Source organism: Pseudomonas sp. LBUM1653, from assembly GCF_059716115.1.
This window is the reverse complement of sequence record NZ_CP166803.1, coordinates 5,795,507-5,812,869: the sequence shown is the minus strand read 5'-3', so window position 1 is coordinate 5,812,869 and position 17,363 is coordinate 5,795,507. Positions and strand designations below refer to the sequence as shown.

Annotated in this window: 16 protein-coding genes; 7 read left to right on the top strand and 9 right to left on the bottom strand. The window is 58.9% G+C overall.

Annotated elements, in window-relative coordinates; all coding sequences use genetic code 11:
• Window positions 1–379: 379 nt before the first annotated feature.
• A complete protein-coding gene (locus ACA054_RS26210) occupies window positions 380–1,486 on the top strand; it encodes a GGDEF domain-containing protein (protein WP_497686816.1) in 1,107 nt (368 codons plus the stop codon).
• Window positions 1,479–2,414, top strand: coding sequence for an iron-sulfur-binding ferredoxin reductase (locus tag ACA054_RS26205; RefSeq protein WP_497686815.1), 936 nt, complete (start codon window positions 1,479–1,481; stop codon window positions 2,412–2,414). The genes ACA054_RS26210 and ACA054_RS26205 overlap by 8 nt, the downstream gene beginning before the upstream one ends.
• 122 nt (window positions 2,415–2,536) lie before the next feature.
• Here the strand turns inward: ACA054_RS26205 and ACA054_RS26200 are convergent, their stop codons facing one another.
• Together ACA054_RS26200 and pyk are read right to left on the bottom strand one after the other, a co-directional pair.
• Window positions 2,537–3,781 carry a hypothetical protein gene (locus ACA054_RS26200; RefSeq protein ID WP_497686814.1) on the bottom strand — a complete coding sequence of 415 codons (1,245 nt, stop codon included), beginning with the start codon at window positions 3,779–3,781 and terminating at the stop codon, window positions 2,537–2,539.
• A gap of 170 nt (window positions 3,782–3,951) precedes the next feature.
• On the bottom strand, window positions 3,952–5,403 hold the full coding sequence (gene pyk, locus ACA054_RS26195; protein ID WP_497686813.1) for a pyruvate kinase: 1,452 nt from the start codon (window positions 5,401–5,403) through the stop codon (window positions 3,952–3,954).
• Window positions 5,404–5,575: 172 nt separating this feature from the next.
• Here pyk and ACA054_RS26190 point away from each other — a divergent pair, with 172 nt between their 5' ends.
• The 3 genes from ACA054_RS26190 to ACA054_RS26180 all read left to right on the top strand — a co-directional run bounded on the left by ACA054_RS26190 (window position 5,576) and on the right by ACA054_RS26180 (window position 7,049).
• Window positions 5,576–5,950 (top strand): tetratricopeptide repeat protein, encoded by a 375-nt coding sequence (locus ACA054_RS26190; RefSeq protein ID WP_497686812.1) that lies wholly within the window; start codon window positions 5,576–5,578, stop codon window positions 5,948–5,950.
• 241 nt (window positions 5,951–6,191) lie between these two features.
• Complete coding sequence (locus ACA054_RS26185) at window positions 6,192–6,551, top strand: PilZ domain-containing protein (protein WP_497686811.1); 360 nt, start codon at window positions 6,192–6,194, stop codon at window positions 6,549–6,551.
• Between the two features lie 171 nt (window positions 6,552–6,722).
• On the top strand, window positions 6,723–7,049 hold the full coding sequence (locus tag ACA054_RS26180) for a hypothetical protein (RefSeq protein ID WP_497686810.1): 327 nt from the start codon (window positions 6,723–6,725) through the stop codon (window positions 7,047–7,049).
• A 243-nt stretch (window positions 7,050–7,292) separates the two neighbouring features.
• Here the strand turns inward: ACA054_RS26180 and ACA054_RS26175 are convergent, their stop codons facing one another.
• The 6 genes from ACA054_RS26175 to ACA054_RS26150 are packed head-to-tail and all read right to left on the bottom strand — an operon-like array spanning window position 7,293 to window position 14,012.
• Window positions 7,293–8,624: a DUF58 domain-containing protein gene (locus ACA054_RS26175; RefSeq protein ID WP_497686809.1), complete on the bottom strand. Its 1,332-nt coding sequence runs from the start codon at window positions 8,622–8,624 to the stop codon at window positions 7,293–7,295.
• Window positions 8,621–9,622, bottom strand: coding sequence for an AAA family ATPase (locus tag ACA054_RS26170; RefSeq protein WP_497686808.1), 1,002 nt, complete (start codon window positions 9,620–9,622; stop codon window positions 8,621–8,623). Before ACA054_RS26170 ends, ACA054_RS26175 begins: the two co-directional genes overlap by 4 nt.
• Window positions 9,619–10,782, bottom strand: a complete 1,164-nt coding sequence (locus tag ACA054_RS26165) for a DUF4350 domain-containing protein (RefSeq protein WP_497686807.1) — start codon at window positions 10,780–10,782, stop codon at window positions 9,619–9,621. The genes ACA054_RS26170 and ACA054_RS26165 overlap by 4 nt, the downstream gene beginning before the upstream one ends.
• Window positions 10,779–12,326 (bottom strand): DUF4129 domain-containing protein, encoded by a 1,548-nt coding sequence (locus tag ACA054_RS26160; protein ID WP_497686806.1) that lies wholly within the window; start codon window positions 12,324–12,326, stop codon window positions 10,779–10,781. The genes ACA054_RS26165 and ACA054_RS26160 overlap by 4 nt, the downstream gene beginning before the upstream one ends.
• Entirely contained in the window at window positions 12,313–13,290 is a 978-nt protein-coding gene (locus tag ACA054_RS26155; RefSeq protein ID WP_497686805.1) for a stage II sporulation protein M, read from the bottom strand. The genes ACA054_RS26160 and ACA054_RS26155 overlap by 14 nt, the downstream gene beginning before the upstream one ends.
• Complete coding sequence (locus ACA054_RS26150) at window positions 13,287–14,012, bottom strand: RDD family protein (RefSeq protein WP_497686804.1); 726 nt, start codon at window positions 14,010–14,012, stop codon at window positions 13,287–13,289. Before ACA054_RS26150 ends, ACA054_RS26155 begins: the two co-directional genes overlap by 4 nt.
• 184 nt (window positions 14,013–14,196) lie before the next feature.
• Between ACA054_RS26150 and sbcB the strand changes: the two genes are divergently transcribed.
• A complete protein-coding gene (gene sbcB / locus ACA054_RS26145; protein ID WP_497686803.1) occupies window positions 14,197–15,627 on the top strand; it encodes an exodeoxyribonuclease I in 1,431 nt (476 codons plus the stop codon).
• 97 nt (window positions 15,628–15,724) lie between these two features.
• On the opposite strand, the gene mvaT is transcribed toward sbcB, so the two are convergent.
• Window positions 15,725–16,102: a histone-like nucleoid-structuring protein MvaT gene (gene mvaT / locus ACA054_RS26140; RefSeq protein ID WP_008058684.1), complete on the bottom strand. Its 378-nt coding sequence runs from the start codon at window positions 16,100–16,102 to the stop codon at window positions 15,725–15,727.
• Between the two features lie 336 nt (window positions 16,103–16,438).
• Here mvaT and purU point away from each other — a divergent pair, with 336 nt between their 5' ends.
• Window positions 16,439–17,287, top strand: a complete 849-nt coding sequence (gene purU / locus ACA054_RS26135; RefSeq protein WP_497686802.1) for a formyltetrahydrofolate deformylase — start codon at window positions 16,439–16,441, stop codon at window positions 17,285–17,287.
• Window positions 17,288–17,363: the final 76 nt, after the last annotated feature.

Below are 17,363 nucleotides of genomic sequence, written 5' to 3'. Positions count from 1 at the left end.
AGACGGGAACATTCAATAAGGTGCTTGCAGCTTGGGTGCATCGGTCGGTTGCAAGCACCTTTCAAGGCACGCCGGGCATGCTGGCGCGACGCTAAAAAGGCGCGGCAGTATACCGCGCATCAATGGCGGGTACACGTGCCGGCGGTCAAACCTTGGTCTCATTGTCGTACCCGATCCCCGTAGGAGCTGCCGCAGGCTGCGATCTTTTGATCTTGATCTTTAAAATCAAATCAAAAGATCGCAGCCTGCGGCAGCTCCTACAGTGGAATCGGGTCAGCCCGAAAATTGAATGGTCATTTATCGGCCGCGCCACTAAAGTGGCCATCGGTCTGTAGAGTAGGACGCTCTGTCAGTCTCCTTTCATAGGGTGAGTCAACGATTGACCCATAACGCCATCCAGCGCCTGTTGTTCAAACGGTTTGCCCTCGGGGCCGGCACTTATGCCCTGGCTTTGCTGCTGCTGTGGCTGACGTTTTTTACCGGCCATTTCGATGAACCGCTGGCCAATGTTGCCGTCGGCAGCGCACTCGTGGTCATCAGCCAGGCGGCGTTGTTCGTGGTGTTTTACAGCGGCTGCAACCTGCGTTTTTCCGACCCCAGCCTGACCGAGGCGCAGGTGCTGCTGGGGCTGGGCTGGCAAACCTGGCTGATTGCCAATCTGGATGAGGCTCGCGGCGCGTTTCTGGTGTTCTACGTGCTGATTCTGTTGTTCGGGCTGTTTCATCTGTCGCGCCGTGCGTTTGCGCGATGCGCGTTGCTGGTGTTCTTCAGTTTCAGCGCGATCACGCTGTGGGAGGGTTATCACTTTCAGCTGGCCGACCCGGCGCTGGCCGTGTTGCAGGTGTGCATACTGTTTATTGTTCTGGTCTGGCTGGAACTCTACGCCCGATACGTCCAGGCCTCCCGCCAACGCATGCGTCAGCGCCGCTTCGCCTTGCAGGCGCACCAGGACACGTTGCGCGGGATGATGCGCCAGCTCGAGGACCTGGTGGCCACCGACGAGTTGACCGGATTGTTCAATCGCCGACATTTCCTGCGCCTGGCTTCGCGCGAACTCAAAGCCATGGACCCCTGCGTCGTGCATGGCCTGGCGCTAATCGACCTCGATCACTTCAAGCGCATCAACGACCTTCACGGCCATGCGGCTGGCGATCAGGTGTTGCAAGCTTTTGCCGGCGTGGCCTCGGCCTGCCTGCGCGACGGTGATGTCCTGGCACGCTACGGCGGAGAAGAGTTCGTGGTGTTGCTGCCTGATTGCGATGCCGGGCGATTGACTGCTTGTTGCGAGCGGCTGCGTATCGCCTTCATCGATGTCGAGCTGATTGGCTTGAAGGTCGGCAGTCTCAGCCTCTCCGCCGGCATGACCCTGCTGGAACTGGGCGATGATCTTGACGAGGCCTTGCAGCGGGCTGACCAGGCGCTTTATCGCGCCAAGCGTGACGGCCGCAACCGGTGCGCGGCGGCATGGGAAAACGTCGATGCCTGAGTTGCGCGTCGGCGACCGCCAATGGTCGGTGGCGGCTGGCAGTAATCTGCTTGATGCCCTGAACCAGAACGGCGTATCGGTACCTTATAGCTGCCGTGCCGGCAGTTGCCATGCGTGCCTGGTGCAATGTGTGCAAGGGCTGCCGAGCGACAGCCGCCCCGATGCCTTGAGCGCGGAGCAGCGCCAGCAAGGCTGGCGCCTGGCTTGCCAGTGTCAGGTAGTCGTGGACTTGCAGGTGCACACTTTCGACCCGCTGGAGGATGGTCGGCCGGCCGAGGTCGCTGCCATCGATTGGCTGAGCGCCAGCGTGTTGCGCTTGCGCCTGACGCCACAGCGGCCGTTGCGCTACAGCGCCGGCCAGCATCTGGTGCTATGGGCGGGCAATGTGGCACGGCCGTATTCCCTCGCCAGCCTGCCGGAAGAGGACCGCTTTCTCGAGTTTCACCTTGATTGCCGCCAGTCGGGGGCGTTCAGCGACGCAGCCCGCCAATTCAGGATTGGTGATTCGATCCGCCTCGGCGAGTTGCGCGGCGGGGCGTTGCACTACGACCCGGACTGGCACGACCGACCGCTGTGGCTGATGGCCGCCGGCACCGGCCTGGGGCCGTTGTTTGGCGTGTTGCGCGAAGCGTTGCGTCAGGATCATCGGGGTGCTATTCGCGTCATTCACCTGGCCCATGACGCCAATGAGCATTATCTGGCCAAACCCCTGCAAGCCATGGCGGCCAGCCGCTCGAACCTCAGCGTCGAGCTCTGGACCCCGGCCGGGTTGCCTGCGGCTTTGGCACAACTGCGGCTTGTCTCTCGGCAAACCCTGGCCTTGGTCTGCGGGGCTCCCGACAGCGTCGACACCTTTGCCCGGCGCCTGTACCTGGCGGGACTGCCGCGCAATCAACTGCTGGCCGATGTGTTCTTGCCCCGCGGGTGAACACTGACTTTTCAGATGCGAGCCCCATCATCAGCGATGCCATCCAGCCCGAGTACAAATAAAAAGCCCCGCCATTTACATGGCAGGGCTTTGTTGTATTTATCGTTTGCCAGTTGAAAAATTCAACCGTGATAACGAGTGAGTGCAGAGGCACCAGCTTTTTGCCCGGCAGTAACGATGTTTTCGTCTTGATGGGCCACGCTATTGGTGAAATTGAGAACGCCGACAATTGCGGTATCGGTTAAGCCGTCGTTACCGAAATTGCTGTCCATATGGCCCAGTGTCGTTGCTCGACCCACCAGCCCTAGTTTGCGCGAAGCATGCTCTCCTGCCACGATGATTGCCTGGTTTGAGTCCAATGTGGCGCTGTTAAACTGATAACTCTGGAACTGACGCTCAATGATGAGAGCCTTGCCGTCATTGAAGCTACTGTCTTTTTTACCATCCGGTAGCGTTCTTGCTACATAACCCTTTACAGACGAGCCCACTGCAAACGAGCCGACTGCAACAGGTTTGTTATCCGGTTGAAGCAGTAACGCACTGAGTCTTAGCGGCACGCCAGGCGCCTCGAGCAAGACAAAACCCTCACTTCCGAATTCAGTGTGGACTTCCCCGGTTTCCGTGAACTCCGCCATGAAACCGTTATTGCCGGTAATGCCTGCAATCAGAATGTTGCCGTTTTCGCGTGCCACTAATCCGACGGATGAGGTATTTTGCAGTTCGTACTGAAAGTAGGAATAACCCTTTTGATTGAAACGTAGGTCGAGCTGTCCAGCAGATGTGAGTTGAAACAGTAGGCCATGGTTGATGTAAGGTCGCAGGCTCCCGCTGTTAAAGCAAATAAGGATCCTGTCGTCGCTGGACGGGATGACAGAGACGCTTCCGCTGGCTTCAGTTTGCGCAGTGGTGGTAGATGCCTGCTGCATCACGGGCGCCGGCTCCTTGAAAATAAAAATACCGTTGCTGCCAAACGTGGGGTCAATGGACCCACTGATGTTGAAGCGCGCGACTGCCGGGTAGTTCTGGGTTGGACCCTCGGTAATGTATCCCGTAACGAGCAGCTTATCGCCCCCGAGTTCAGTAATGCCGGTTGGAATCGATCGGGTCGGGCTGCTTGCGAAACCCCAGTGCAAGTAGCCGGCATTAGCAAATGAAGTGTCGAGCAGCCCGTTTTTTTCAAGTCGGAACAGTTTGAATTCAACACCGTCTCTCAGTACACCAACAATTTTCCCCTGATGGCTGCCTGGTGTTTTCAGGACGACGATAGCCATCACATTTTCGCCTGCGAGGATACTTGTACCGTTCACACCAAAAGTTTGATCGAGGTCACCGGCATTAAATTTTTGGGGAGTCGACTGGTTCAACATTTTGAATCTCCAATTGTGGCCTTAGCGGCCGAAGTGGCACGCTGATGAGAGACATTCAATCGAAGTTTAAAAGCGCTGAATACTGTCATATTTGACAGTAATTCCTGAATTATTCAGAATAAAAAAGCCCCGGAGCTGTCCGCTGCGGGGCTTTTTCAACAGGCGATCATTCAGACCATCGGATCACCAACGTGCAGGATCTTCATGCCGTTGGTGCCACCGGTGGTGTGGTAGCTGTCGCCCTTGGTCAGGATGACCCAGTCGCCTTTCTCTACGACGCCGCGCTTGACCAGCTCGTCGATCGCCTTCTGGCTGACTTCGTTCGGCGCCAGCGAAGCCGGATCGAACGGAATGGTGTACACGCCACGGAACAGCGCCGCGCGTGCCTGGGCTTCGCGGTGTGGGGTGAAGGCATAGATCGGCACCGAGGAACGGATGCGCGACATGATCAGTGGGGTGTAGCCGCTTTCGGTCAGGGCGATGATCGCTTTTACGCCTGGGAAGTGGTTGGCGGTGTACATGGTCGCCAGCGCAATGCTTTCGTCACAGCGCTGGAACTCTTTGCCGATGCGGTGGCTGGAGGTCTTGCTGGTCGGGTGCTTTTCAGCGCCGACGCAAATGCGCGCCATCGCCTGCACGGCTTCCAACGGGTACAGGCCGGCAGCACTTTCGGCCGAGAGCATCACGGCGTCGGTGTAGTCGAGCACGGCGTTGGCCACGTCGGACACTTCGGCGCGGGTCGGCATCGGGTTCTGGATCATCGACTCCATCATCTGGGTCGCCACGATCACGGCCTTGTTGTGGCGGCGTGCGTGCAGAATGATTTTTTTCTGGATGCCCACCAGCTCGGCGTCGCCGATTTCCACGCCGAGATCACCACGCGCCACCATGACGGCGTCGGAGGCATTGATCAGTGCGTCGAGTGTGTCGTCATCGGCCACAGCTTCGGCGCGTTCAATCTTCGCCACCAGCCAGGCAGTACCGCCGGCTTCGTCGCGCAGTTGACGGGCGTATTCCATGTCGGCGGCGTCACGCGGGAAGGACACTGCCAGGTAGTCGACCTGCATTTCTGCGGCGAGCTTGATGTCAGCCTTGTCTTTCTCGGTCAGGGCTGGAGCGGTCAGGCCACCGCCGCGACGGTTGATGCCTTTATGGTCGGACAGCGGACCACCGATGATCACGGTGCAGTTCAGTTCGGTAGCGGTGGCGGTATCGACGCGCATCACCACGCGGCCGTCGTCGAGCAGCAGCTCGTCGCCTACACCGCAGTCCTTGACCAGGTCCGGGTAGTCGATACCGACCACTTGCTGGTTGCCTTCGGTCAGGGGATGGCTGGTGGAGAAGGTGAATTGATCACCGATCTTCAGCTCGATCTTCTTGTTGGCGAATTTGGCGATACGGATTTTCGGGCCTTGCAGGTCACCCAGCAGGGCGACGAAGCGGCCGTGCTTGGCCGCCAGGTCACGCACCAGCTTAGCGCGAGCCTTGTGCTCGTCGGGGGTGCCGTGGGAGAAGTTCAGGCGGGCGACGTCCAGGCCAGCCAGGATCAGCTGTTCGAGAACTTCCGGCGAGTTACTGGCCGGGCCAAGGGTGGCGACGATTTTGGTACGACGGACGGACATGCAAAGACTCCTGAGTTCAAGCGCTGAGTGAGGCTACTATGCTCTTGGGGTGTAGTCATTGTTCATGTGCACTACTTATTCGTTTGTTTATTGACCCGATTACTTTTGGTTACCGGAAGCCTGAAGATTTTGAGCCACGGGTCGATACAGAGCTCAAGTCAGGAGAACTCCCATGCGATTCGTGCTCATAGCCGTCCTTGCCCTCAGTGTTGTGGGCTGCACCCGTTGGTCGATGAACCACCATTTGAACCTCGCCTACAGCGCCTATGACCGTGGCAATTGCGAGCAAGTGACGCTCGAGCTGTCCAAAGTTGAACGCGCCAGCCGTGCGCGGCCTTATGTATGGCCGGAAGTGTCGATGCTGCGCGGTTTGTGCCTGGAACGGCAGAAACTGTTTGTCGATGCGGCGCAAACCTACCAGTTCATCATCGCGTCGTACCCGCAAAGCGAATACGCCTACCGCGCCCAGGCACGCTTGGAAACCTTGCAAGCGCTGGGTCACTACCCGCTGCGCAGCGCGGCGGTGGTGCGTCCGACCCGCTTCTGATTACGTTTCTCATTCAATGGCTGGCTCACCGGCGACGGTGAGCTATAGTCGAATAAAGCGGTTTAGAGCCTTGCCTCCAGACCGACGTAACACCTGTGATCGGCAGGAGTAAGCGGCAGCGGTTCATGGACTGTCGCACCAGGATCGGGGAGAGCGCGCCCATGCCTGACTCAACAGCAGGTCGGCCCGTTCCGAAGCATTAGTGCGGCCCTGCTTAAGGGCCTGGCATAGCGAATTCAGCATGTTCACTGACCGCCGGATCGAGCGGCATCAACTGCCGTATTTTCTGAAAGTGTTCAACAGCATTACCGATAAACCGATTGGCTATCTCGGCAATGTTTCCGAAGACGGGCTGATGCTCATCAGTCAGCTGCCGATGATGATCGGCGCGGATTTCGATTTGCGCCTGAAAATCCCCGCGAGCGGCGGGTGTATGCAGGTCATCGATCTGCGGGCGTGTTGCTTGTGGTGCCATGAAGACGCAACACCCCACCATTATGACGCCGGGTTTAGCCTGCAACGGGCACCACCGGAGTATGGGCAACTGGTGGAGGCATTGAAGCAGTACTTCAGTTTTCAGCCGTTACCGGCGTCTGCCTGAGATGAGGTTATAAAGTTGGCGGGGAAGAGGCTCATCGCTGGGAAACCTGCGGCGCTTGAGCGTGATAACCGTTGGTCTGGACTGTCAATTGTGACAGCTGTAATTGGTTTTTTATCGCTCTAGATTGTGCTTGCCACCCTTCTGGCCAAGTAACTTTCGGAGCTTAAGAACATGACAGATAAAAAAGATGACTCAGCCAAAACCGAAGAACCGCTTACCATTCGTCCCTGGATCACTCCAGGTCCTGGACAGACTATTTCTCGCGGTCCAAATGTGAATTTAATGGTTGATTCGGGAGGGTGGGAATCTATAGTGATGGAATTCTACGACAAGGACACTAATCAGTATCTCCGCAAGGGCGTGAAAATGGAGGGGAACCCGTTTAGGTTTACCACGGATTTTCAAATGCCAGTTGGCAACAACGCTATCAATTATCGGTTCATCTCCAAGAACGAAACGTCTGTGTTGTATTCCAGCGGATGGTTTAATGTGCAATAGCCGTTTTTTTTTGTAGTTGGATGCTTTCAGTCAAGGTAGCATTTGAGCTGTAGAGCTCTTAAAGGGGCGTTATCTCCTTCGGAGCTCTACAGCTGTTATTTTGATCATTTCACGGTTTCACCACTCAGTTGCCCGCGATTGAGTATCTTTTTCATCCCCCATTGACTCAAATTATGATCGTCGCTAGACGTTCTACCCGTTTGGCATTTTGAGAGAAATTTTATTCGTAGTATGTGACAAAAGCTAAAAGACTCCTGCCCTCTTCCATTCCAGGTAGCGCGTCACCAGCGCGGCGCCCAGTTCACGAGTGCTTGCATCAAGTACCGGCACGCGATGGGCATTCAGTCGTTCATGAAGTTCGGACCGAGTATTCAAGAAGTCCACCGTTGCGCAATATATCAGCGCTTCGGACAAGGTTTGCACGGTTGTCTGACGCAGGTTGTCGAGTACGTCTTCGCGCAGGCTCGCGACCAGCACCCGATGCTGCTTGCTCAGGCGTTTGACAGCCGTGAGCAGTTCCTCATCGTCTTCGTCCCGCAAGCTGGTCATTAACACTACTAGCGAGCGGCGTTTTTGTCGGGCTAGCAGATGAGTTGCAGCGGCTTGATAATCGGCACTGCGTTGGGTGCTGTTCAGGTCGTAGACCGTGTTGAGCACCACGTTCAGCTGGCCAGCACCTTTCACCGGGGCGAGGTAGCGCGGGTGATCGCTGGCAAAGGTGCTGAGGCCGACCGCATCCCCCTGGCGCAGCGCGACGTAGCTCAGCAACAGGCAGGCGTTGAGCGCGTGATCGAAATGCGTCAGTTCACCGTCCTGGCTGCGCATGCGTCTCCCGCAATCGAGCATGAAGATGATCTGTTGGTCACGCTCGTCCTGGTACTCCCGGGCAATCGGTGTGCGTTGGCGGGCGGTGGCTTTCCAGTCGATCTGGCGCAGGCTGTCGCCTTCGCGAAATTCCCGTAGCTGATGAAACTCCAGGCCAAGGCCGCGTCGTTGGCGCTGGCGCACGCCGAGTTGGCTGAGCCAGTTGTCCACCGCCAGTAGTTGGCCGCCGTAGAGTCGGGCGAAGTCGGGGTAGACGCGGGTGTGGTCGATCACGCTCAACAGGCGTTTGCCGTGCCATAGACCCAATGGGCTGGGCAGGCTGATTTCGCAGGTATCGAAGCTGAAGTGGCCGCGTTTGAGCGGGCGCAGGCGATACTCGACGTCGCTGTGCTGGCCTGGTTGAAGTTCGACCGACAGGGGCAGGTTCTCGAAGCTCAGGCCGTCGGGTACGTGGTCGTAGATCTGGATGTGCAGTGATAGGGGAAAGTCGTGCTCGACTTCCAGTCGCACTGCACTCCAGCGGCCGAGGGCCAGGCTGCCGGGCATTTGTCGCTGCACTCGGGGGGAGGGCAGGCGTTTGAGACGAACAGCATCGAGTATCGCCAGTGCCAGTAGTGCCAGCAGCAATCCCCAGTTGATCGAGAACAGGCTCGATGGCAACGCCATGTCCAGCGCCCGCAAGGTGCCCAGCACGATGCCGATGGCTAGCAGGATCGCGAGCCAGATCAGCAGCAGGCGCGAGGGTTTCAAAGCCGTGGCGCCGGCACTTGGTCGAGCAGTTGCCGCAGGACCTGATCGACGTCTAGCCCTTCGATATCCAGCTCCGGCGCGATGCGCACGCGATGGCGCAACACGGCCAGGGCGCAGCCTTTTATGTCATCGGGTATCACAAACTCGCCGCCGCGCAACAAGGCCCGTGCCCTTGCGCAGCGCACCAGCGCTATGGACGCCCGAGGCCCGGCGCCGAGGGTGAGGCCGGGCCAGCTGCGGGTGCTGCGGGCCAGGCGTACGGCGTAGTCGAGGACTTGATCGTCCAACGGCAAATCACTGGCGATGCGCTGCAAGGCCAGCACCTCCTTGGCTTGCAGCACGGTGCGCAGCGGTTGCACATCGAGCATGTCGGCCCGGGTCGAGCGGCTGACCTGGCGCACCATGTTCAATTCCTGCTCGGCGTCGGGGTAGTCCATGCGCACCTTGAGCATGAAACGATCAAGTTCGGCTTCCGGCAGCGGGTAAGTGCCTTCCTGTTCGATGGGGTTTTGCGTGGCGAGCACCATGAACGGCTGCGCGATCGGCAGGGCGCGGCCTTCGAGGGTGACTTGCCGTTCCTGCATGGCTTCGAGCAGCGCGGCCTGGGTTTTTGCCGGGGCACGGTTGATCTCGTCGGCGAGCAACAGGTTGGTGAACAACGGTCCCTTGCGCAGCTTGAATTGCTCGGTCTGCAAGTCGTACACCGCATGCCCGGTGACATCGCTGGGCATCAGGTCAGGGGTGAACTGGATACGCGCGAATTCGCCGCCGAAGCAGCGTGCCAGCGCCCTTACCAGCAACGTCTTGCCCAGGCCCGGCACGCCTTCGAGCAATACGTGACCGCCGGCAAGCAGGGCTGTGAGAACGTCGTCGATGACCGTGTTCTGTCCGATCACGGCTTTTTGCAATTCATTGCGCACCGCCTGGGCCAGCTGGCAGGCGCGATGGCGTTGCTGGCTGGCGTGGTTGATCGCATCGGGCTCGATCGGTTGACTCATATCGCATTCCTCAAAGTTTGCAGACGGGCGACCTGGCGGCTGAATTCAGTGCTGGAAAGCCGCTGCTTCGCCCTCGGGCCCATGGCTTGGCTGATCGCGTCCGTGGGCTGGCCGCTCAGGCGGGCGAGCACCCGCCATTGTTCGGCGACATCGAGTTGTTCATAGCCAGGATGACGGTGTCTCACTCGGCGCAGTATGTCTTGCTGCAAGGCCTGCAGAAGACTGTCCTGGCCATTGTGCCGCAACATGAAATCGGCACTGGCGCGCAGGTGTTCCTGCAGCTGGCGACGGGCTTTGGCCTGCGGTTCCAGCAGTGGGCCGTGGCGCACACCGAAGTGCCAGCAGACCAGTCCGATCAGGGCGACCAAGGCGACCAGCGCCTGTGGGAAATGGCGCAGCAGCAGTGTCAGCAGGCTGTCGTGCTCGGTGTTGAACAAAAGGGTCACACCGGTATCGACGGTCAGGTACCAGAGCAGCCAGGCATTGTCGTATTGATCGATGGCCGGGGTTTTCCACAGGTCGGCGTCGGTCACCACAATGATCGAGCCGAGCCCGTGGTCCAGTTGCATCATATGGGTGGCCTTGGCACTGTTGGCCCAGGCCTGGGCGAGGTTTTTCGGGTCTTCGAGATGGAACGCGGTATCGAAGCCAGCGTAGGCCGGTGCGTCTTCATTTTCCAGATGGAGTTTGGTCAGTTGCGGGTAGGGGTCGCCCGGGGTATCGGGCGGCGGGTCCTTGAGGTCTTTGCTCAGCGATTGCTGCAGTTGCACCCGATCAAGCAACAGGTCATTGCTTTGCCCGGTTTTTTCATCCCACAGCGACTGTGCGACGAACAGCAGGCGCCCGCCGGCCCGGGTCCAGTTCAGCACTTGATCGATTTGCCTGGGCGTCATGTTGTAGCGGTCGCCGAGCAACAACAGACTGTGATGGGCTGGCGCAAGGCTTGGCAGGATGTCGAGGCTATTGGCATGGCTGACACTCAGGCCCTGCTTGCGCAGAAAAAGCTCGGCGGCCAGGTAGGGATTGGCCAGGGCTTCAGGCGCCGGGCCGTGGTCGATTTCGGCCGAGTAGGGCGTTGCCTTCAGGTACAGCCAAGTCATCAGCACGCCCAGCAGCACAGCGGTCACTGCGCTGACGATTGGCCAGGTGCGCCGGTTCAACGGGCGATTTCCGGGCCAAATACGCCACGCCAGGCGTCGCACAGTTCGCGCTGCACATGAGTGGGCGGCAGTCGGTGCCCGTAGGCCATGTTTTGCCAATGCGCGGTCAGGTCTTTGCTGAAGGCCAACAGGGCCGGTTGCTGCAGTTGCTCGATGCGCTCCAGTACCTGACCTTCGGTGTCGGCGGCTTTGAGTGGCATGTTGAAGTCGTGCAACAGGCGGCTGAGCAGGGCGCGATAGAGCAAGCCAAGCGCTGCACGCGGGTTGCTCTGCCAGAGACTTTCGGCACTGGCGGCGATGTCGGGGGGCAGGGTCTCGAGGCTGAGGTCCAAACCGAAGGCCTGCGGGGTAGGCGGCTGCCGGGCTTTTTTAGCGGGGCGCGGGCGACGGCTTACGAACGCCTGCAACCACTCACGGTAGTTCCAGATCAAGACGCCGATGGCGGTGATCACGGCTGTCCACAGCGTGACTTCGATCAACGTGGCCAATGCGCCGAAGTGCTGGTTGTCAAACAGCTGGAGCAGCGCCTGCAGCCATTGAGGTAGCTTGTCGTCATCCGCGCGTTCGTCGGCGGCCTGGTTCTCGCCGAATCGATAGCGGGTGACGGTTTCCCTGTTCTTGAACGGTGGCTGTTCGAGGAGGGTCTTGATGCTGTCCCGGGACGCCTGGCTGGTCAGTGGTTGCTCCAGCAAGCGCGGACTGTCGGGCGTCGCAGGGGGCGACCCGGCCGCCCAGACGGTGGGTGCGATCGGCAGCAACAAGGTCGCTGCCAGTAACAGGGCAAGGGTTGTGCCGCTCAAACGCTGGGACAGGCGGCGAAACACCAGCTCGATATCCCAGGCTTCGAGCGCGGTGCGCCGGTTCAGGTACAGGCTGAAGCCTGCGGCCACGTAGACCGGTTCCCAAACCACCAGCACCAGGACGTAGAAGCCGTTGGACAGGTGTTCCAGCCAGTGCCAATCCTGCGTCGCGGCGCTGATCAGCGACTGCCAGCTCCAGTCAAGTGCGACCTGTTGTGGCAACAGCAGATAAAACAGCACCATCAAACCGATCCATAACGCGCCTTCCAGATGCGCACCGATCACGGTCAGCCAGCGTGCCGCGCTGGCGTCACGCTGCAACAACACCTGCAATCGTTGTTGGCGCGCATCACCGCTCAGGCCTTCGAGCTGCAACACGGGCAGCACCAAGCTGCGACTCAGGCTCAGGCGTCGCCAGGTCAGGCTGGCCAACAGTTGCGGCTTGAGCAACCGTGGCCACTGGTAAAGCGCCTGCTTGAGGGTGGGCGTTTCTGCAAAAATGGCTTTGGAAAGGATGTACAACGGCAAGCGCTCGAAGGCCGGTTTCAGCCACCAGAAGATGAACACGGCCAGGGTCGGCGAATCCCACAGCAACCAGGTGAGCAACGCGAAAACCGGCAAAGTGACAATCGCCCAACTGCTCATCAGCAGGCGCCGGTGGCGCTGGCTCAACAGCACGCCGAGGTCCATAGCTTCCCAGGTCGGTCTTGGGCGGATGACCACTGTGGTATCACTCAGGCGCATGGTGGGTCCGTCCGGCGAATAGCAGGTAAACCGCCACCAGCACCCAGAGGGCCGCACCGACCAGGTATTTGGTCAGGGGCGCCGGGGTCGCCATCGACGACCAGTAGGCTTCGATAAATGCCGCGATCAGCAGAAACAACATGACGCCGCAAATCAGCAGCACGCTCTTGCGGGCCGCCAGGCGCAAGGCTTCGGCACGGGACAGACGTCCCGGTGCAATCAACGCCCAACCCAGTTGCAGGCCTGCGGCACCCGCCAGGGCAATGGCTGTCAACTCAAAGGCACCGTGGCCGACCACGAATGACCAGAAGCTTTGCCCGTATCCAATATGCGTCAGGTGCCCGGCCACCGCGCCGATCATCAAACCGTTGAAGACCAGGAAAAACGCGCTGCCCAGGCCAAACAGCAAACCGCTGGCGTAGGTCTGAAAGGCGATCCCGATGTTGTGCATGATGTAGTAGCCGAACATTGCCCAGTCTTCACTGGCTGCCCGCTCCATCGAGCGCCCCAGGTGACCGGCATCGGGGTCGTACATGCTTTGCATGTCGCTGACCTGATCGGCCGGAATCAGGTTATAGACCAAGTCCGGAAACAGATACACCAGCCCTGCAATCGCGATCAGGCTGCCGAAAAACATCAGGCTGGCGGCGAGCACGAAGCGCCATTGTTCGCGTACCAGCCGGGGGAAGCCGGCCAGGATGAAACCCAGCGCATGGGCCCCGAGCTGACTGCGATGTCGATAAAGCTGCTGATGCCCGCGCAACACGTGTTGCTGCAATGAGTCGATCAGGAAGCTGCTGTAACCCCGCTCGCGGGCCAGTGCCAAGTGTTGGCAAATGCGCCGATAATCGGCCGGGAAATTGCCGCCCTCATTGGCTTTCCTGTCCCGCTCCAGCCTGTCCAGCATGAGGGAAAACTGCTCCCATTCGGCCATGTGCCGATGTTCGAAAAGGCTTTGTTTCATGCCGGACCCAACAAACCGTGGGCGATGCCGTTGAGTTCGACCACGGCCCGGGGAGCAGAAACCTGCAAGGGGCGCGCGAGGATCGAGGCGAGCTCATTGACCCTGGCATCGGACAGCCCGGCCTGGCGTTCGGCAAACCCGAGGATGGCGCGTTGCTCGGTCAGTGTCAGTGCAAAAGGTGCGCGACGGGGTTGCGAGGGTGGGAGCTGGGGGCGGGTGAGCGGCTGCTCGCGGTAGATCACCAGCGTGCCGGCGGCCAGATCACCGAGGCGCTTGAAGTTGGGGTGCTGCAGGCAACTGATGGCGCCGAGAAAGTAGCCGAACGGCAACATGTCGACAAATCGCAGCAGGTTGCGCAACAGTGACGTGGACCAGCCAACAGGCGTGCCATCGTCCTGAACGACACGCAGGCCCATCCATTGTTTGCCCGGTGAACACCCCTGGTTGAAGACTTCGAACAGCACCATGTACCACCAGCTCACGCCGAAGAGCAGGATCGAACCCAGCCCTGCACCGAGTTTTCCGAGCATCGCCAGGGCAATGAACAGCAGGCCCAGGATCAACCCGCGCAACCCCAGGTCGATGGAAAACGCCAGTGCGCGCACCATCAACCCGGCCGGGCGCAGTGGCAAGTCTATGCCTTCGGGCGTTTCGACCTGATACCGCGTGTCCAGTGGTGGGGGCAGCGTCGCTTTCCGTGGCAGTGCTGTGGTGTCGAGCATGGGCAACCTGATGGTGTGGCCTGATCGGTTTGTCTCTTCACCGGATGCTAGCAGCCTCGTCGGGAAAAACGACATAACTATGTATTGCACATTGAGTAGCCAGGGATGATTGAATGGCAGGATTGCTGGCCGGAGCGGGACGGGAACGCCTAGACTTCGCCAATCTTCAGTTCAGGAATAGCCCGTGACCTCCATCTTCTGGTACGACTACGAAACGACGGGAATCAATCCTCGTTGCGACCGCCCGCTGCAAATGGCGGGGTTGCGTACTGACTTCGAGCTCAATGAAATCGACGAGCCGGTCAACCTCTTTTGCCGGCCCAGCGACGACATCCTGCCGCATCCCGCGGCCTGCGCAATCACTGGCATTACGCCCGCCCGACTGGCCGAGGACGGGTTGAGCGAAGCCGACTTCATGACCCGGGTACATGCCCAACTGGCGGCGCCGGGTACTTGCGGCGCCGGGTACAACACGTTGCGCTTCGACGATGAGATGACCCGCTACAGTCTGTACCGCAATTTTTTCGACCCTTATGCGCGGGAATGGCAGGGTGGTAACAGTCGCTGGGACCTGATCGATGTCGTGCGCGCGGCCTATGCCTTGCGCCCCGATGGCCTTGTCTGGCCGACAGACGATGAGGGGCGGGTGACCCTCAAGCTTGAACGCCTGACCGCCGCCAACGGCATCGATCATGGCAACGCCCACGAAGCGCTGTCGGACGTTCGCGCCACGATCGCCCTGGCGCGCCTGATCCGGGAAAAGCAGCCAAAGTTGTATGACTGGTTGTTTCAGCTTCGCAGCAAGCAAAAGGTTCTGGACCAGATACGCCTGCTGCAACCCATGGTGCATGTGTCGGGGCGCTTTTCTGCGGCGCGCAACTATGTCGGCGTGGTGTTGCCCTTGGCCTGGCACCCACGCAACAAGAACGCACTGATTGTCTGCGACCTGCACATCGACCCGCAGGGCTTGCTCGATCTCGATGCCGAAACCTTGCGCCAGCGCTTGTATACCCGCCGCGAAGACCTGGCAGAGGGTGAGTTGCCCGTACCGCTCAAGCTTATCCATATCAATAAATGCCCCGTGGTGGCGCCGGTATCGGTTCTTCGTCCTGAAGACCAGCTGCGCCTGGGAATGGATGTTGCGCTCTATCAGCAACGCGCACTGCGGCTAAGTGACGCGCAGCAAGATTGGCAAGCTAAAGTTCTGGCGATTTATGCCCGTGAAGATTTTTCCTCGAGCGAGGATCCTGAACAACAGTTATACGATGGATTTATCGGCGACCGTGATCGGCGTCTATGCGAGCAAGTGAGAACAGTCGACCCGCTGCAATTGGCACAAGAGCAATGGCCTTTCGATGATGAACGTTTGCCAGAGCTATTGTTTCGATATCGAGCGCGTAACTTTCCCGACACCTTGAGTCTCGACGAGCAAGAACGCTGGCGAATATTCTGTCAGAAACGTTTGTCAGTGCCTGAATGGGGCGCGCCGAATACCCTGGATAGTTTCGTAGAGGCCGCAGCCCAGTTGAGCCTTACAGCGACATCGTTGCAGCAGGTGGTACTGAATGAATGGCAGGAATATGTTCAGGGTTTACGCAAACGTTTGAATCTTTGATATCGAAAATGTCCCGGGGTTAAACTCCGGGCATAAAAAAACGCCAGCGTGTGCTGGCGTTTTTTTGTCGCAATCGATCCGCGACAAGCGCGCAAGCTTAGCCCAGCAGGGTAGCCCAGCCTTCAACCACGTCACCGCCCCACTTGGCTTTCCACTCTTTCAGAGTTTTGTGGTTGCCACCTTTGGTCTCGATGACTTCGCCGTTGTGCGGGTTTTTGTATTGTTTAACTTTGCGAGCACGCTTGGTGCCAGTAGTTTTTACTGCGCCGCCACGTGGTGCTTTGGTTTTTGCTTCTGGATCCAGCAGCGCGATGATGTCGCGCAGGGACTTGGAATATTCGCCCATCAGGGTGCGCAGCTTGCCTTCGAATTCCAGCTCGGTCTGCAGTTTGTCGTCTTGGGACAGATTCTTCAAACGGGCTTGCAGCTCTTTGATAGCTTCTTCGGTGGCGCGATATTCGTTGATCAAGGACATGATTACTACCTTATGTAGGGCGCTGGATGGCAGGTGACAGTGCGGCAATAATAGTCAGGCTGTTTCATCAAGTAAACATTAAACCCGAGTTTATTTAATTAAATTCCAGTAAATTCAGCACGCATTGGATGCGCAGTTAAATAATGCGCAGCCTGTGCTACAGATATTTACAAACCAGTGCTGGTCGATCGCCAAGTACAGTGTGCCGGGCGTCACTCTGGTGCAGCGCAAACCTTGGCGTAAGCCATCGGGGAAAGCGGCGCGTCATCATTACTGCAGTTTTTCTGCGCAATCGCTAGAATGGCCGCCTTTGCGAAGTTCTGGAGTTTCCCCCTCATGCGCACTTTTCGGCTGGTGATTTCTTGCCCGGACCGCGTCGGCATCGTTGCCAAAGTCAGTAACTTTCTGGCGTCACATAACGGCTGGATCACTGAAGCGAGCCACCACTCGGACAATCTCAGTGGCTGGTTCTTCATGCGTCACGAAATTCGTGCCGATTCGCTGCCTTTCGGGATCGACGCCTTGCGCGAAGCCTTTGCGCCGATTGCCGAAGAGTTCTCGATGGACTGGCGTATTACCGATACCGAGGAGAAGAAGCGCGTGGTGCTGATGGCCAGCCGCGAGTCTCACTGCCTCGCCGACTTGCTGCATCGCTGGCACAGCGATGAACTGGATTGTGAAATCGCCTGTGTGATTTCCAACCACGACGACCTGCGCAGCATGGTCGAATGGCACGGCATTCCGTACTACCACGTACCGGTGAATCCCCAGGACAAGGAGCCGGCATTTGCCGAGGTCTCGCGCCTGGTCAAGCAGCATGATGCCGAAGTGGTCGTATTGGCCCGCTACATGCAGATTCTGCCGCCTGAACTGTGCCGTGAATATGCACACAAGGTCATCAACATCCACCACAGCTTCCTGCCGTCGTTCGTCGGCGCCAAGCCGTACCACCAGGCTTCCCTGCGCGGGGTAAAGCTGATCGGCGCTACTTGCCACTATGTAACCGAAGAACTGGACGCCGGCCCGATCATCGAGCAGGACGTGGTGCGCGTCAGCCACAGCGACAGCATCGAAGACATGGTGCGCTTCGGTCGTGATGTCGAGAAAATGGTGCTGGCCCGTGGTCTGCGTTACCACCTGGAAGACCGGGTGCTGGTACACGGCAACAAAACCGTGGTGTTCTGATCGCTGCACGGCACGGTTGAAATTCGAAGGGCCTGGGCGTTCAATCGCTGCAGGCCCTTCGCCGTTTCTGCACCGA

What these genes read in the sequence shown, in the direction of transcription:
- ACA054_RS26185 (WP_497686811.1), top strand. Translation starts at nt 6,192, where the DNA reads ATGTTCACTGACCGCCGGATCGAGCGGCATCAACTGCCGTATTTTCTG.
- ACA054_RS26200 (WP_497686814.1), bottom strand. Translation starts at nt 3,781, where the DNA reads ATGTTGAACCAGTCGACTCCCCAAAAATTTAATGCCGGTGACCTCGAT.
- ACA054_RS26150 (WP_497686804.1), bottom strand. Translation starts at nt 14,012, where the DNA reads ATGCTCGACACCACAGCACTGCCACGGAAAGCGACGCTGCCCCCACCA.
- ACA054_RS26170 (WP_497686808.1), bottom strand. Translation starts at nt 9,622, where the DNA reads ATGAGTCAACCGATCGAGCCCGATGCGATCAACCACGCCAGCCAGCAA.
- ACA054_RS26160 (WP_497686806.1), bottom strand. Translation starts at nt 12,326, where the DNA reads ATGCGCCTGAGTGATACCACAGTGGTCATCCGCCCAAGACCGACCTGG.
- ACA054_RS26155 (WP_497686805.1), bottom strand. Translation starts at nt 13,290, where the DNA reads ATGAAACAAAGCCTTTTCGAACATCGGCACATGGCCGAATGGGAGCAG.
- ACA054_RS26180 (WP_497686810.1), top strand. Translation starts at nt 6,723, where the DNA reads ATGACAGATAAAAAAGATGACTCAGCCAAAACCGAAGAACCGCTTACC.
- ACA054_RS26190 (WP_497686812.1), top strand. Translation starts at nt 5,576, where the DNA reads ATGCGATTCGTGCTCATAGCCGTCCTTGCCCTCAGTGTTGTGGGCTGC.
- purU (WP_497686802.1), top strand. Translation starts at nt 16,439, where the DNA reads ATGCGCACTTTTCGGCTGGTGATTTCTTGCCCGGACCGCGTCGGCATC.
- ACA054_RS26205 (WP_497686815.1), top strand. Translation starts at nt 1,479, where the DNA reads ATGCCTGAGTTGCGCGTCGGCGACCGCCAATGGTCGGTGGCGGCTGGC.
- pyk (WP_497686813.1), bottom strand. Translation starts at nt 5,403, where the DNA reads ATGTCCGTCCGTCGTACCAAAATCGTCGCCACCCTTGGCCCGGCCAGT.
- mvaT (WP_008058684.1), bottom strand. Translation starts at nt 16,102, where the DNA reads ATGTCCTTGATCAACGAATATCGCGCCACCGAAGAAGCTATCAAAGAG.